This is a genomic window from Bordetella muralis, from assembly GCF_965139205.1.
GTDB classification, from domain to species: domain Bacteria; phylum Pseudomonadota; class Gammaproteobacteria; order Burkholderiales; family Burkholderiaceae_B; genus Bordetella_A; species Bordetella_A muralis.
The window spans coordinates 14446-28534 of record NZ_CBCSIU010000036.1 but is presented as its reverse complement, the minus strand read 5'-3'; the positions used below and the strand labels follow the sequence as shown (position 1 = coordinate 28534).

The 14089-nt window shown below is 60.5% G+C and carries 15 protein-coding genes; 3 read left to right on the top strand and 12 right to left on the bottom strand.

Annotated elements, in window-relative coordinates; translation table 11 throughout:
- Positions 1-172 precede the first annotated feature (172 nt).
- From ybgF to ACNA0I_RS25690, 8 genes are all read right to left on the bottom strand, one after another.
- Complete coding sequence (gene ybgF, locus ACNA0I_RS25725) at positions 173-856, bottom strand: tol-pal system protein YbgF (protein WP_415808861.1); 684 nt, start codon at positions 854-856, stop codon at positions 173-175.
- Between the two features lie 85 nt (positions 857-941).
- The gene (gene pal / locus ACNA0I_RS25720; protein WP_094819863.1) at positions 942-1445 is read right to left on the bottom strand and encodes a peptidoglycan-associated lipoprotein Pal; all 504 of its coding nucleotides are present in this window, start codon (positions 1443-1445) and stop codon (positions 942-944) included.
- Between the two features lie 33 nt (positions 1446-1478).
- The gene (tolB, locus tag ACNA0I_RS25715; protein WP_415808860.1) at positions 1479-2798 is read right to left on the bottom strand and encodes a Tol-Pal system beta propeller repeat protein TolB; all 1320 of its coding nucleotides are present in this window, start codon (positions 2796-2798) and stop codon (positions 1479-1481) included.
- 16 nt (positions 2799-2814) lie between these two features.
- The gene (gene tolA / locus ACNA0I_RS25710; protein ID WP_415808859.1) at positions 2815-3972 is read right to left on the bottom strand and encodes a cell envelope integrity protein TolA; all 1158 of its coding nucleotides are present in this window, start codon (positions 3970-3972) and stop codon (positions 2815-2817) included.
- A gap of 33 nt (positions 3973-4005) precedes the next feature.
- The gene (gene tolR, locus ACNA0I_RS25705) at positions 4006-4482 is read right to left on the bottom strand and encodes a protein TolR (protein ID WP_094819866.1); all 477 of its coding nucleotides are present in this window, start codon (positions 4480-4482) and stop codon (positions 4006-4008) included.
- Positions 4482-5162, bottom strand: a complete 681-nt coding sequence (gene tolQ, locus ACNA0I_RS25700) for a protein TolQ (protein WP_415808858.1) — start codon at positions 5160-5162, stop codon at positions 4482-4484. Before tolQ ends, tolR begins: the two co-directional genes overlap by 1 nt.
- Positions 5163-5165: 3 nt before the next feature.
- Positions 5166-5588: a tol-pal system-associated acyl-CoA thioesterase gene (gene ybgC / locus ACNA0I_RS25695; protein ID WP_415808857.1), complete on the bottom strand. Its 423-nt coding sequence runs from the start codon at positions 5586-5588 to the stop codon at positions 5166-5168.
- Positions 5589-5637: 49 nt separating this feature from the next.
- Positions 5638-7368 carry a proline--tRNA ligase gene (locus ACNA0I_RS25690; RefSeq protein WP_415808856.1) on the bottom strand — a complete coding sequence of 577 codons (1731 nt, stop codon included), beginning with the start codon at positions 7366-7368 and terminating at the stop codon, positions 5638-5640.
- A 64-nt stretch (positions 7369-7432) separates the two neighbouring features.
- Between ACNA0I_RS25690 and ACNA0I_RS25685 the strand changes: the two genes are divergently transcribed.
- Genes ACNA0I_RS25685 through ACNA0I_RS25675 form a run of 3 tightly spaced genes read left to right on the top strand, consistent with a single transcriptional unit; the run spans position 7433 to position 10281 of the window.
- Entirely contained in the window at positions 7433-8008 is a 576-nt protein-coding gene (locus tag ACNA0I_RS25685) for an RNA pyrophosphohydrolase (RefSeq protein WP_415808855.1), read from the top strand.
- Positions 7989-8675 (top strand): response regulator, encoded by a 687-nt coding sequence (locus ACNA0I_RS25680; RefSeq protein WP_094819870.1) that lies wholly within the window; start codon positions 7989-7991, stop codon positions 8673-8675. The genes ACNA0I_RS25685 and ACNA0I_RS25680 overlap by 20 nt, the downstream gene beginning before the upstream one ends.
- A gap of 19 nt (positions 8676-8694) precedes the next feature.
- Entirely contained in the window at positions 8695-10281 is a 1587-nt protein-coding gene (locus ACNA0I_RS25675; protein ID WP_415808863.1) for a sensor histidine kinase, read from the top strand.
- On the opposite strand, the gene ACNA0I_RS25670 is transcribed toward ACNA0I_RS25675, so the two are convergent.
- The 4 genes from ACNA0I_RS25670 to otnI form a co-directional block, all read right to left on the bottom strand.
- Positions 10278-11210: a LysR family transcriptional regulator gene (locus ACNA0I_RS25670; RefSeq protein WP_415808854.1), complete on the bottom strand. Its 933-nt coding sequence runs from the start codon at positions 11208-11210 to the stop codon at positions 10278-10280. The two genes, ACNA0I_RS25675 and ACNA0I_RS25670, sit on opposite strands and share 4 nt — an antisense overlap.
- Before the next feature lie 27 nt (positions 11211-11237).
- Positions 11238-12143 (bottom strand): NAD(P)-dependent oxidoreductase, encoded by a 906-nt coding sequence (locus ACNA0I_RS25665; protein WP_415808853.1) that lies wholly within the window; start codon positions 12141-12143, stop codon positions 11238-11240.
- 158 nt (positions 12144-12301) lie between these two features.
- Positions 12302-13279, bottom strand: coding sequence for a D-erythronate dehydrogenase (gene denD / locus ACNA0I_RS25660; RefSeq protein WP_415808852.1), 978 nt, complete (start codon positions 13277-13279; stop codon positions 12302-12304).
- The gene (gene otnI, locus ACNA0I_RS25655) at positions 13276-14076 is read right to left on the bottom strand and encodes a 2-oxo-tetronate isomerase (protein ID WP_415808851.1); all 801 of its coding nucleotides are present in this window, start codon (positions 14074-14076) and stop codon (positions 13276-13278) included. Before otnI ends, denD begins: the two co-directional genes overlap by 4 nt.
- Between the last annotated feature and the right edge of the window lie 13 nt (positions 14077-14089).

Sequence of the window (14089 nt, the reverse complement as noted above, 5' to 3'; positions counted from 1 at the left end):
GCCACGCCGGNCCGTTGAGCGCGGATTTAGCCCGCGAAGCGGGCCGAGGCCCCTGGTCATGGGCCGAGTCCGTGCGATAGGGCCGGCGTGGCTTCCCGGTACCCGGCAGGGGCGGCTTAATAGAGATCCTCTAGACCGGCAAGAGAATAGCGCCCCATGCCAGCAACAACCGCTACTGCAGCAACTGCAACCGATTCTTAGCCGTCCCAGCCGCCTGGCTATTCGGATAGTTTTTCACAATCCGCTCCAGCGAAGCCTTGGCCCCCGTCCGGTTATTCAGCTCGATCTGGCTACCAGCAATCACCAGCAACGCATCCGGTGCCCGAGCATCGTTCGGCGTCTGCTGCACGAGTTGATTCAGCTCTTCGATAGCACCCTTATAGTCCTTGACTGCATACCGGCTGCTGCCCAGGTAAAACTTGGCCGTCGGCGCCAACTGGCTATTGGGATACAACGCGAGAAACGCGGCGAATGAATCAGCCGCATCCTGGTATTGCGCCTGGCGGAATTGATCGATCGCGCCGTCATAGGCCGACTGCTCGCTAGGATCGCTAGCCGTCGCTCCAGGCGGATTCGCCGAGCCGTGGCTTGCCTGCCCACTAGGTTGCTGGCGCGACACCAGTTCCAACTGCTCACGCAACTGCGTGATTTCCTGCTGCATCGACTGCATCTGATCGGCCAGTTGCAGCCGCGCGCGCTGATTTTGTTCGTTTTGTTGTCTTACTTGTTCGCGCAAGTCCAGAATGGCCCGACGGGCCTCATCGTCGGCAAAAGCCTGCGCAGGGGCAGCGAGGGCTGTGGTAGCCAGAGCGACTGAGATGACCAGGGTACGCAGGGACAAGACTTTATCGCGCATAAGAAATTCCAGAGTCCAAAAAACAAAAACGTCGGAACGGCCGCTTGACCGTTCCGACGCGCGGCAGAGCTAGTGCGCGAAAAGCTTAGCGCTGATATTCGATATCGGCGCGGCGGTTTTCCGCGAAATCAGCTTCGGTAGAGCCCGTCGAACGGGGTTTTTCCTTGCCGAAGCTGATGGTCTCGATCTGAGCATCGGTGGCGCCCAGCAGCGTCATCATGCGACGCACTGCGTCGGCACGGCGTTGGCCCAAAGCCAGATTGTATTCGGCGCCGCCGCGTTCGTCAGTGTTGCCTTGGATCTGCACGCGCTGTTGCTGGTGCGAAGCCAGGTAACGGGCGTGGGTTTCCACCAAGCTGCGGTACTGTTCGGGCACCGTGTAGCTGTCGAAATCAAAGTAGACCGAGCGCTGTTGCGCCAGGATGCTTTGCGGGTTGAACGGATCCAGGATCTGGCCGGAGGCCGAGCCACCTGTGCCGCTGCCCGTGGTCGAACCAGCGTTTTGGTCATCTAGCGGTACCGAACTGCAAGCTGCCAACGTGGCGGCCAAGGCGGCAATGGTCAAGCTTTTGGCAATGCGCGTCTTCATGATGTTTCCTTTGCAAAGAAGGGTCATGCGTGTTTAGCGGGTAAAAGGGCCCCACGTGGGTTCACGTATTTCCCCGTTCAGTACGGAGAGCGTTTGCCGCACACGTCCATCACTAGATACTCCTGCCAGCACGCTGCGGCCATTTTGCACTGCAGCGTACAGGATTTGCATGCCGTTGGGAGCGAAGCTGGGTGACTGGTCATCACGACCATCAGTCAGCAGGGCTTCGTTACCAGAGGCCAGTTGTAGTGATGCGATGCGGAACGCGCCGTCGCGTTTGGAAACGTACAGCAGCGTGGAACCGTCGGGGGAAATTCGGGGTGAGATGTTGTAACTACCGTTAAAAGTCAGCCGACGGGCATCGCCTCCGTCGAGGCCGGTTTGATAGATTTGCGGTCCACCGCTGCGATCACTTGTAAAGATAATAGAACGGCCATCCGGCGTAAAGATCGGTTCGGTGTCAATGCCCGGAGAACGCGTTAAACGGCGCATATTGGAGCTTCCGTCGGCTCCAACGATGTAAATTTGCGACAAACCGTCACGGGTGAGAGCCACCGCGAGTTTGGAGCCATCAGGCGACCAGGCGGGGGCGCTGTTGTTGCCTTTGAAATTTGCAACAGGGATGCGGGCGCTGGTTGCCAATGTGTGCACATAAACAACAGGTTTGCCCGACTCGAAGCTCACATAGGCGAGTTTGCTGCCATCAGGCGACCACGCTGGCGAGATGACTGGCTCGCGCGAGCGCAAGGCAACTTGGGGGTTTTGGCCATCGGCATCGGCGATTTGCAGTTCATAGGTGTTGCCACGCTTGAGCACATAGGCAATACGCGTCGAAAACACGCCGCGAACGCCGGTGATCTTCTCGTAGATGCGGTCAGCGATCTGGTGCGCGACGCGGCGCAGTTCTTGTTCGCTACCGGAGAAGGCAACGCCGTCCAACTGGCCTTTCTTGATGGTGTCGCCCAGGCGGTAGCGCACGTCGTAGCGGCCATCCGCGCCACGGGTAATGCTGCCATAGGCCAGGAAATCGGCGCCCTTGTTGCGCCAGTCGTCATAGTTGACCTGCGAGTCGACGTTCAAACCAGCGCCGGAGGCGTTGATCAGACGGAATTGGCCTGTCCGGGTCAAATCGGCGCGGATAACGTCCGCAATAGCGCGGCCATGCACGTCATCCACGGCGAAATCGGCAATCGCCACCGGGTACTGGGTGGCCCCGGTCCCGGAGATATCAACTCGTAATTGGGCGTGAGCGGGCTGCCAGGCCAGCAGAGCGATTGCCGTCAGCAGAGTAAATAGCATGCCATAGGCACGCGCGAGCCCCGGGCTCAAGGGGCGGCTGGAGGCGGGAGTCATTATCAGCAATCTCCTGTCAGTCATACATTCTGTACACAACGTCGATAACGGACGGATAGGCGCCCGTTGAGGGTTTGGGGAACGGATTGCAACGCCGGATCCCCGTTTCGACCGCACGGTCAAATACGGAGTTGCCCGACGAACCGGTCAGATTCAAGCCAGTTACCTTGCCGTCTGAACTCAACTGTACCCGGTATTGGGCTGTCGGGTTAGACGAACCGCTGCGGGGGGGCGTGTCAAAAACGACGCCGGGGCGTACGCAGGTGCGCACCTTCGAGGCATAGCCACTGTCGTTGCCGCCACCGCCTCGCTGGTTGCGGTCAGCCGTGCCGCCCGGGATTCCGGCAGCGCCGAGGGCATCGCCTCGCATGGCGTCGCGCAGCGCCTTGTCGGCGGCCGCTTTTTTCGCAGCTGCTGCTTTTGCTGCTGCCGCTTTCTTTTCGGCCGCCGCTTTCTCGGCTGCGGCTTTCTTCTCAGCGGCGGCTTTTTCTGCTGCGGCCTTTTCAGCAGCTTCTTTCTTCTCGGCGGCAGCCTTTTCCGCAGCCGCTTTTTGTGCAGCCGCTTTTTCGGCAGCGGCTTTCTCAGCCGCAGCCTTTTGAGCGGCCGCCTTTTCAGCAGCTGCTTTCTTGGCGGCCGCTGCTTTTTCGGCTTCCGCTTCTTTACGTTCTTGTTCCAGGCGTTGCTGCTCTTTCAGCTCGGCTTGTTTGCGTATTTCGTCCTGGCGGGCCTTTTCTGCCGCCGCCTCGGCGGCCAAGCGGGCTTTTTCCTCTTGTTCGCGTTTTTTACGCGCGGCCTCGAGCGCAATTTCTGGATCGGGCTGAGGTTCCGGTTGTGCGACGGGAGGGGGCGTTTGGGGCTGGGGTTCGGGCTGCGGCTCAGGTTCAGGCTGAGGCGCAGGTTCCGGTTCTGGCTCCGGCTGAGGAGGCTGAGGTTCGGGCGTGACGTCGGGCTCGTCAGGCTGCTCTTCAGGAGGACGGGAATTGGGCGTATCGCCGTTGGCCCATAGTTCCACCTGGACCGGGCCGGGATCTTCGGTATGCCAACTGACACCAAAAATCAGGGCGATCAGCAGCAACACGTGCGCCAGGATGGCCAAGCCCAGCGCTTTGCGATTGTCTTGCGCGGCGGGAGAGTGCGGCGCGGTGCTGTCGTGTCGAAAGAGAGGCGGGGTCATAAATGATGTGGCAAAGCGGCGCGCACCTGCGCGTCAGCGCCCTCTGGTTTGCTGTGGTGCGGGCTGGGTCGATTGCTGGGCGGCAGCGCCGCCTTGGTCAACCAGCAGGCCCAGGCGTGTCACGCCGTTGCTGCGCAACTCGTCCATGACTTTGACCACGGTTTCGTAGGGCACCTTGCCGTCTGCGGCAATGACCACAGGAGTCTCGGCGGTGATTCGTTGACGGACTTGATCCACCAGTTGATCACGTGGAATGTCTTGCAGGGTGGCGCCGGCCTCGCGCATGCGCAACGCCAGTTGACCATCCTCTGAGATCTGAACTTCCAGCGGCGTTGCAGGCACGTCCGAGGCCTGACCCACCGACGGGAGATTGATCAGGCCCGGAGTGATCAGCGGAGCGGTAACCATGAAGATCACCAGCAGCACCAGCATCACGTCAATGTAGGGCACGACATTGATGTCGGCCTTCATGCGTCGGCCCGCGCGGCCGTTCGACCGTACCGAAGGCATTAGCGCACCTGGCGTTGGAGGATGTTCAGGAATTCATCGACAAAGCTGTCGAAACGAATCGACAGGCGGTCGATGTCGTGCGTGTAGCGGTTATAGGCCACCACCGCCGGAATGGCGGCAAACAGGCCGATGGCGGTGGCGATCAGCGCTTCGGCAATCCCCGGGGCGACCGATGCCAGCGTGGCTTGCTGCATGTTCGACAGGCCGATGAAGGCGTGCATGATGCCCCACACTGTACCCAGCAGGCCGATATAGGGGCTGACCGAGCCGGCCGACGCCAGGAAGTTGAGGTGGGATTCCAGCGAGTCCATTTCCCGCTGATACGCAGCACGCATAGCCCGGCGCGGGCCATCCAGGACGCTGTTGACGTCGCCGGTGGTATTGGTGCGGCGCGCTTTCAGGAATTCGGTCATGCCGGCATCGAAGATGCGGGCCAGGGCACCTTGTTCGTCACGACGGCTGGCGACGGCCTGTTGCAGCATCGACAGATCTCCACCAGACCAGAAATCGTCTTCGAAGCGGCGGGTTTGCGTGTGCGCACGCTTGATAGCCAGCCGCTTGGCGAAGATATATGTCCAGGACATGATGGAAATGCCCAGCAGCAGCAACATGATGAGCTGGACGGGGAGGCTGGCGTGCGTGACCAGCGAAATCAACGACATGTCGTTGGAGACTTGCATGGGTTATTCCTGAAGGGATTCCAATTTGGCGCGTACGACAGCAGGGAGTGCCGCCGGACGCAAATGCACTGCATCAACACAACAGATTTGGATATTGCCATGCGCGAGCAGTTCCCCGTCGCGTTCCGCGCGTTGGTCGAAATGTATCGACGCGCGGCCTACCCGGGTCACCCGGCTGCGTATGGTAATCAAATCGTCCAATCGTGCCGGTTTGCGGTATGACATGTCCAGTGAATGGACGACAAACATCCGTGATTCGTCTGCGACCAATGCCGACTGCTGAACGCCCAGGTCGCGCAGCCATTCGGTGCGCGCGCGTTCCAGGAATTTCAGATAGTTGGCGTAGAACACGACGCCACCCGCATCCGTGTCTTCGTAATAGACACGGATATTAAAGGTGGCTTCGGTGGACGTCGATTCAATCACAGTGAGAGAGCAGCCTTATCAGCACGCCTAGCTTGGTGGGCTGGGCAGTCTACAGCGTTTCCAGCTTGTCCAGCACCTGATTCAGGGCCGACTCGACAGGAATTTTTACAGTGTCGCTTTCGCAACGGGCCTGCAATTCCACCACACCGTCGTTCAGGCCGCGTTCTCCAACTGTTACGCGCAAGGGCACCCCTATCAGCTCCCATTCAGCGAACATAACCCCTGGCCTGGCGTCACGATCATCCAAAATGACGTCTACGCCACGGGCGCGCAGTTCGTCATAGAGTTTTACGGCCTCGTTACGAACAGTTTCATTTTTGCCCCAGCCTACCGGGCAAATCACGACTTCGAAGGGGGCGATGGCCTTGGGCCAGATGATGCCGCGGGCATCGTGATTCTGTTCAATGGCTGCGCCCGCGATCCGGGTGATCCCGATGCCGTAGCAGCCCATTTGCAAGGTGGCAGGCTTGCCGGTCTCGTCCAGGAAGGTCGCCTTGAGCGCTTCGGAGTATTTCGTACCCAGGAAAAAGACGTGTCCTACCTCAATGCCGCGCTGGATCGCCAGGTGGCCCACGCCATCCGGGGACGGATCGCCGGCCATCACGTTGCGCAGATCAGCGACGATTTCGGGTTCCGGCAGGTCCCGGCCCCAGTTGGCGCCGGTGTAGTGATAATCCTCGCGATTGGCGCCGCAGACAAAGTCGGCCATGTTGGCGACGGTGCGGTCCGCTACGACGCGTACCGGTAAGGCCGTGCCGATCGGGCCCAGATAGCCCGGTTTGCAGCCAAAATGCTCGACGATTTCGGATTCGGTGGCAAAGCGGAAGTCTGCCAGGCCGGGGACTTTGCCGGCCTTGATTTCGTTGAGTTCGTGGTCGCCGCGCAGCATCAGCAGCCAGATCTGAACCTTGCCCGGCTCGGGTTCGGTCGCCAGCACCAGCGATTTGAGCGTGCGCTCCAGGGGCAGGCCCAGCAATTTGGCGACGTCCTCGCACTTGGCGGCTCCGGGAGTAGGAGTGGCCTCCAGCTTCTCGGCCGGTGCGGCCCGCTCGGCCAACAGGCAGGGGGCCTCGGCCAATTCGATATTGGCGGCATACTGGGAGTCGGGGTTGTACACCAGCAGGTCTTCACCTGTGTCGGCAATGACCTGGAACTCGTGGCTGCGCGTGCCGCCAATCGAGCCCGTATCTGCCGCGACGGCGCGGAATTCCAGTCCCAGACGGCTGAAAATGCGCATGTACGCGTCATACATCTTGTCGTAGCTTTGCTGGGCGCTGGACTCGTCGCGATCGAACGAATACGCGTCCTTCATGGTGAATTCCCGGCCACGCATCAGCCCGAAACGGGGACGGCGCTCGTCTCGGAACTTGGTCTGGATGTGATAGAAATTCAGAGGCAGTTGCCGATAGCTGTGGATTTCATTGCGGGCGATATCGGTGATGACTTCTTCCGAGGTCGGCTGCAAGACGAAATCGCGCTGATGGCGGTCCTTGATGCGCAGCAGTTCCGGGCCGTATTGCACCCAGCGGCCGGATTCCTGCCAGAGCTCGGCGGGCTGCACCACGGGCATCAGCAGCTCGATCCCGCCGGCCGCGTTCATTTCGTCGCGGACGATGGCTTCGATTTTGCGGATGACCTTCAAGCCCAGGGGCATATAGGTATAGATACCGCCCGCCAATTTGCGGATCATGCCGGCCCGGGTCATCAGTTGATGGCTGACGACTTCGGCTTCAGAGGGTGCTTCTTTCAGCGTGTTGAGATGGTAGGTAGATGCGCGCATAGTTAAAGGTGGCCACGGATACGTATAATCGACTGTAATTGTATTGAATTCGGTGGGGGTGGCCATGCTTGATCGTGAAGGCTACCGTCCCAATGTCGGCATTATTCTCGTCAACAGTAAAAACGAGGTCTTTTGGGGCAAGCGAATCCGGGAACATGCATGGCAGTTTCCGCAGGGCGGCATCAAATATGGCGAAAGCCCGGTGCAGGCCATGTATCGCGAGCTCCACGAAGAAGTAGGCTTGAAGCCTGAACATGTCCGTATTTTGGGGCGCACACGCGATTGGTTGCGTTATAACGTGCCGGACCATTTCGTCCGGCGAGAGTGGCGAGGGCACTATAAGGGTCAAAAGCAGATCTGGTTTTTGTTGCGCCTGGTAGGGCGCGACTGCGATGTGTGCCTGCGCGCGACGCAGCATCCGGAGTTCGATGCTTGGCGGTGGAGCCAGTATTGGGTGCCTTTGGATGCGGTCATCGAGTTCAAACGCGAGGTATACACCCTGGCGCTGAACGAGCTTTCGAGCATTCTGTTCCGGCGTCAGCACGAAACCCGCTATCTGCGCCAACGGGTTCATGGCCCGACGCGGGTCGCCGATAGTCTTTCTGCCGACCCAGACGGCCATGCGCATATTGCTGGTTGAAGACGAGCTCGAAATGGCCTCTTGGCTGGTGCGAGCGTTGGCGCAAAGCGGGTTTACCCCCGATCATGCGCCGGACGCCCGCAGCGCCGAGGCCATGATGAGCGCTCACGAATACGACGCCATCGTCATGGACCTGCGCTTGCCCGACAAGCACGGGCTGGTGGTGTTGCGCGACATGCGTAATCGTGACGATCGCACTCCCGTACTGTTACTGACGGCGCAGGGCGCTTTGCAAGACCGGGTGCGCGGGCTCAATCTCGGCGCCGACGATTTCCTGACCAAGCCATTCGCGCTCGAGGAACTCGAAGCGCGTGTGGCGGCCTTGGTGCGGCGCAGCCGGGGGCGCCAGCAGCCGCGCCTGCAATGCGGGTCGTTGTCTTATGACGGCGAAAGCCGCGCCTTTACCCTGGACGGTGTATTGCTCCTGCTTACGCCGCGCGAGCACGCGGCCTTGGTGGCGTTGCTGACGCGCAGCGGCTATCCCGTGGACAAGGCCCAATTGTTTGGCAAGGTATTCACCCAGGACAGCGAGTCCAGCCTGGATGCCATCGAAGTCGTATTGCATCGGTTGCGCAAAAAACTGGCGGGCAGCGACGTGCGCATCGTGACGGTACGTGGCTTGGGATACATGCTGGAAAGCAGCGTCAGTGAAACTGCCGAGCTCTGACCGTTTTCGCTTGCCGCTGATCGGCATTCGCACGTTGTTGATCACCCTGTTGCTGCCAGGGGTGATCCTGTTGCTGGTCATCGACAGCTGGAACGACTATCGGACCCTGTCTGCGATCACCAATGAGGCTTACGACAGCGCGCTGCTAGAACCTGCGCGGGTGCTGGAAAGCAGTATTGAATTTACCGACGCTGGACAACTGGTGGTGACCACGCCGGTGTATGCGCAGGTGATCCTCGAGTCCAAGGCCGGGCTGCGGAAATACTTTCGCATCGAGGAAATCGTCCCCCCGCTTCCGGAAGGAGCCAACGTCGTGCCCCCTTCGGGGCGAACGTTGGCCGGTATGCCAGAATTGCCCCGCCCTCCTGCTTGGCCCTCTACTCGCGGAGAGCCAATGTTTTTCAACAGTATCTATCGTGATGATCCGGTTCGCGTGGTAGCCGTGCTGCGCGATTTGTATTACCGGGGCCAGCATCGTCAGGTGCTGGTGCTGGTGGCCGAAAGCATCGGCCGACGATTGCAAGCCGAGGAGGCCGCCCGGCGCCAGGAGTTGTTGCGCGATGCGCGTATGTTGGCGCTGGTGGCCATTCTGGTGTGGTGGGGGGTGGCCTGGTCATTACGGCCGTTGACCCGGTTACGCAACGACATCCGTGCCCGTTCGCCAGAAGATATGACGCCGTTGGACGCGTCGCGGGTTCCCAGCGAGGTGATCCCTCTGGTCGAGGCGGTGAATTATCACATCGAACGGTACAGGCGGGTATTGGATGAGCAGGCCCAGTTCCTGGCCGATGCTTCGCACCAGTTGCGTACGCCAATGGCAATCATCCTGACACAGGCGCAGTATGCGTTGCGAGAGCCTGATCCCAAACGCGCCCAGGAAGGCTTGCGCGCGATTGTGGATCAATTGGGACGGACGCGGCGTCTGACCGAGCAGCTATTGTCGTTGGCGCATGCCAGTCAGGGCGATTCGACACCGCGTCAGTTATTGGATCTGAACGACGTGGCGCGAGATGTCGTTTTGCAATATCTGCCGCTATCACATGAGAAAGGGCAGGATCTGGGCTGGGTGGCAGCCGAGGCCACTGAGGCATCGATTCGCAACGCCCAGGCATTGCGTGCAGCGGGAATCATGGACGCGCCGGACGTCGTCGCAAGGGAGGACGCGCCGCGAGACAGCGACGAGAGCGCCTTGGTAATGCCCGTTTTGCCTGTATTCGGCAGCGAGGCCGAGCTGCATGAGGCGTTGTCGAATCTCCTGCACAACGCCATCCATTATGCTCCGGCGGGTGCGCGGATCACCGTATCGACAGCCTTGGTCGGTGATCGGGCGGAGGTCTCGGTATCTGACAACGGTCCGGGCATTGATGTGGCATCACGCCATCGTGCATTTGCCCGTTTTGATCGACTGAGTTCCGGACGCGCTTCGGTTTCGTCGGGGTCTGGTTTGGGATTGTCCATTGCCCGAGCCTACGCGCGCCGCAACGCGGGCGACATCACGCTGCGCGATGGCGAGCCCAATACTCGGGGCGGAGTCGGGTTGGCGGCTGTGCTGTGGCTGCCGTTGGCGACGGCCAAGCACACCGCGCCGGGAACCGCCAAGGACTAGGCGCTCAGCTCTTCGGTATTTATCGTCCGCGCATATACCCCGGGCAGCCGTTCCGAAATAAAGTTCAGCAGGGCTCGTACTGCCGGCGACATGCCTCGGCGCGACGGATAGATGCAGTGCACGATGCCCGTAGGCGTGCGCCATTCGGGTAATACTTGTACCAATTGGCCTTGTCGCAATGCGTCATAGGTCGCCACGCTGGGGAGCAGGGCGATCCCACGGCCTCGGATGGCTGCTTCAGTCAGCACAATGAAGTCGTTGCAGCACAGCCGGGGCTGCACGGACACCTCGACTTCGTCGTCCGCAGCGTTGCGCAGCCGCCAGCGCACCTCAGTCTTGGGATCATCAAAGCTCAGGGTCGCATGGGCGGATAAATCCTGCGGTGTTTCCGGCGTGCCATAGCGCTGCAAATACGCCGGGCTCGCGACCATGGTGCTGCTGTCTTCACCTAGATGTTTGACGACTAATTCAGCGTCGGTATCCAGACGCGTACGCACGCGTAACGCGAGATCGACGCCCTCTCGAATCAGATCGACGCGGCGATTGGTGGCCAGCACCTGTACGGACACCGACGGCCAGGTATCCAGAAACTCCGGCAGCAGCTGCGCCAACATTTGCTGTGCAATGGAGATGGGGCAACTGATGATGACGGGTCCGCAGGGTTGCGATTGCAGTTGACGCATAGCCTCTTCTGCAGCCCGGGCTGACGCCGTCATTTCGCGGCAATAATGCAGATAGCGTTCGCCTGCCAATGTCAGCCGCAGCCGGCGGGTCGTCCGTTGCAACAGGCGTACACCCAATGCTTCTTCCAAATGGGCGATGCGCCGCGACAGGCGCGATTTCGGGATATCCAGGGCGCGCGCCGCGGCGCTGAAACCGCCGTGTTCCACCACCTGAGAAAAAAAGTACAGGTCGTTCAAGTCTTGCATGACGGCAGTTTCAGAGTTGAGCGATCGTTAATCTCGCAGACGCGTGATCAGGCTGGATGTATCCCAGCGGCCGCCTCCGGCGCGCTGTACATCGCCGTAGAATTGATCCACCAGTGCCGTCAACGGCAAGCGGGCGCCGTTGTTGCGGGCTTCGGCCAGCACCAATCCGAGATCCTTGCGCATCCAATCCACGGCAAAGCCGAAATCGAATTTGTCGTCTACCATCGTGCCGCCACGGTTTTCCATCTGCCAGCTTTGCGCCGCGCCTTTGCTGATGACATCCAGCACGAGTTTCATGTCCAGATTCGCTGCCTGGCCGAACGCAATGGCTTCCGACAACCCCTGGACGATCCCGGCGATGCAGACCTGGTTCACCATTTTGGCCAGTTGACCGGCGCCGGGCGCGCCGACGAGTGTGACAGCACGGCCGTAGGCTTGTGCGACGGGTTTGATGACGTCGAAGGCAGCTTGATCGCCGCCGCACATAATGGTCAACGCACCGTTGACGGCTCCGGCCTGGCCGCCGGACACCGGACCATCCACAAACTGCAGGCCCAGTTCGCGAGCTTGCCCGTACAGTTCGCGAGCGACATCTGCCGATGCCGTGGTGTGATCAACGAAAGTCGCACCCGTCGCCATGCCGGCAAAGGCGCCATCGTCACCCAGCACCACGCTGCGCAGGTCGTCGTCGTTGCCCACGCAGGCGAAAACGATTTGTGCGCCAGCGACGGCTTCGCGCGGGGTGGGCGCGCTGTTGCCGCCGAACTCCTGTGCCCAGGCTTTGGCCTTGGCTTCGGTGCGGTTGTATACCGTCACTTGATGGCCGGCTTTTGCCAGGTGGCCAGCCATGGGAAAGCCCATGACGCCCAAACCAAGAAATGCGACTTTCTGGGGTACGACTTTGTCGTAGTCCCTGGAACCGATGGATGCCATACCAGATCTCCGGGTTGTTCGTGTCAAAACCTAAAACCTGAACGTTACCGCAATCCGTGCGCGACTCGGTACCTGAGGACGAAAAAAAGCCCTCAGACGGTAGATCAACTGAGGGCTTTCCCGTGTATGACCGCCGAAACGGCGGCACATTGCGTCGTTTACTTGGGCATATCGTCTTCTTGATAGGCCCGGATCACGTCGGCATAGTTGCTGTCGGCCTGAAAACCCAGCGACTTGGCACGCGTGGCGGCGAATTCGCCGGGCCAGGATTCGACGATCTTTTTGACGGCCTCGTTGGGCTCCCACTTCACCAGGTCTGCGACCTGGTCGCCAGCGACTTCGCGCAAGGCATCCACCATGGCTTTCACGCTAACCGACAGGCCGGGCAGGCTGATGGTACGGGGGAAACCGACCGCATCGCCATCCAGTTCATGACCATGGATGAGGTTGTCGATCGCATAGCGCGGCGACATCAGCCACATCTTGGTTTCGGGCGAGACGGGAGCGACAGCGCTTTCGCCGTTCAAGGGTTCGCGCACGATGCCGCTCGCAAAGCTCGAGGCAGCGGCGTTGGGTTTGCCCGGGCGCACGCTGATCGTCGGCATACGCAGGGTGCGGCCGTCGATAAAGCCTTTGCGGCTGTAATCAGACACCATCAATTCGCCAGAGACCTTTTGCGCACCGTACGAGCTCATCGGCGTGGGCGCGGTGTCGTCCTGCACGATCGCAGGCAGCTTGCCACCGAACACGGCGACCGAACTGGTGAACACGAAACGAGGCTTGTGGCCCAGCTTGCGGCACAACTCCAGCAGCTCGCGCGTGGCATCCAGATTGATGCGCATGCCCAGATCGAAATCGGCCTCTGCAGCGCCGCTGACCACGGCCGCCAGGTGGAACACCGAGGTCACACTGGTGTCGATGACCTGACGCAGCAGGGCTGCATCCGCGATGTCACCCGTTACGACCTTGATGCGAGGGTCATCCAGGTCGGTGGGGGCCACCATATCCAGCAGGATGATCTGCTCGATTTTTTCGGGCTGGCCGCTGGCGCCTTTCAGTTCGCCGCGTTCCAGCAATTTCTTGGCCAGGCGTTTGCCCAGGAAACCGGCGCCGCCGGTAATCAGTACTTTACTCATTTGTTGGTTTCCGAGTTGGCACGGTACGTACGCAGCCAGGCCAGGCCGTCGCTCGTTGCCGCACGGGGTTTGTATTCGCATCCCACCCAGCCCTGGTAACCCAATTGGTCCAGGGTCTGGAAAATAAAGGGGTAATTCAGTTCTTCGCCATCGGGCTCGTTGCGGCTGGGCACGCTGGCAATCTGGATGTGCCCGATTTGATCAAACATCGCGCGCAGTTTCATGACCACATCGCCTTCCATGATCTGGGCGTGATAGCAGTCGAACTGCACTTTCACGTTGTCGGCGCCGGTGGCGCGTACGACGTCCAGCGCATCCTCTTGATAGCTCAGCAGATAGCCGGGCATATCGCGCTGGTTGATGGGTTCGAGCACGATAGTCAGGCCTGCGGCCTTGGCTTGCTCTGCGGCCCAGGCCACATTGCGGGTGTACAGGTCCAGGCGTTCTGCGCGGTTCGCGTCCGCCGGCATCAGGCCTGCCATGATGTGGACGCGCTGATTGCCCAGCACACCGGCGTATTCGATCGCGCGCGAGATCGCGCCCTTGAATTCCTGCTCGCGTCCCGGCAGCGATGCAATGCCGCGTTCACCGCCCGCCCAGTCGCCCGGAGGTGCATTGAACAACGCCTGTTCGATGCCGTTGTCGACCAGACGCTGCTTGATCTCGGCCGCGGGAAAGTCGTAGGGGAATAGATATTCCACGCCTTCAAAACCGTCTTTCGCAGCCGCTGCGATGCGATCCAGGAAGGGCAGGTCTTGGTATAGGAAGCTGAGATTGGCGGCAAATTTCAATGGCATTATGGTAGCTCCG

Coding starts and splice junctions, on each gene's coding strand:
- ybgF (WP_415808861.1), bottom strand. CDS start 856: ATGCGCGATAAAGTCTTGTCCCTGCGTACCCTGGTCATCTCAGTCGCT.
- pal (WP_094819863.1), bottom strand. CDS start 1,445: ATGAAGACGCGCATTGCCAAAAGCTTGACCATTGCCGCCTTGGCCGCC.
- tolB (WP_415808860.1), bottom strand. CDS start 2,798: ATGACTCCCGCCTCCAGCCGCCCCTTGAGCCCGGGGCTCGCGCGTGCC.
- tolA (WP_415808859.1), bottom strand. CDS start 3,972: ATGACCCCGCCTCTCTTTCGACACGACAGCACCGCGCCGCACTCTCCC.
- tolR (WP_094819866.1), bottom strand. CDS start 4,482: ATGCCTTCGGTACGGTCGAACGGCCGCGCGGGCCGACGCATGAAGGCC.
- tolQ (WP_415808858.1), bottom strand. CDS start 5,162: ATGCAAGTCTCCAACGACATGTCGTTGATTTCGCTGGTCACGCACGCC.
- ACNA0I_RS25690 (WP_415808856.1), bottom strand. CDS start 7,368: ATGCGCGCATCTACCTACCATCTCAACACGCTGAAAGAAGCACCCTCT.
- ACNA0I_RS25685 (WP_415808855.1), top strand. CDS start 7,433: ATGCTTGATCGTGAAGGCTACCGTCCCAATGTCGGCATTATTCTCGTC.
- ACNA0I_RS25680 (WP_094819870.1), top strand. CDS start 7,989: ATGCGCATATTGCTGGTTGAAGACGAGCTCGAAATGGCCTCTTGGCTG.
- ACNA0I_RS25670 (WP_415808854.1), bottom strand. CDS start 11,210: ATGCAAGACTTGAACGACCTGTACTTTTTTTCTCAGGTGGTGGAACAC.
- ACNA0I_RS25665 (WP_415808853.1), bottom strand. CDS start 12,143: ATGGCATCCATCGGTTCCAGGGACTACGACAAAGTCGTACCCCAGAAA.
- denD (WP_415808852.1), bottom strand. CDS start 13,279: ATGAGTAAAGTACTGATTACCGGCGGCGCCGGTTTCCTGGGCAAACGC.
- otnI (WP_415808851.1), bottom strand. CDS start 14,076: ATGCCATTGAAATTTGCCGCCAATCTCAGCTTCCTATACCAAGACCTG.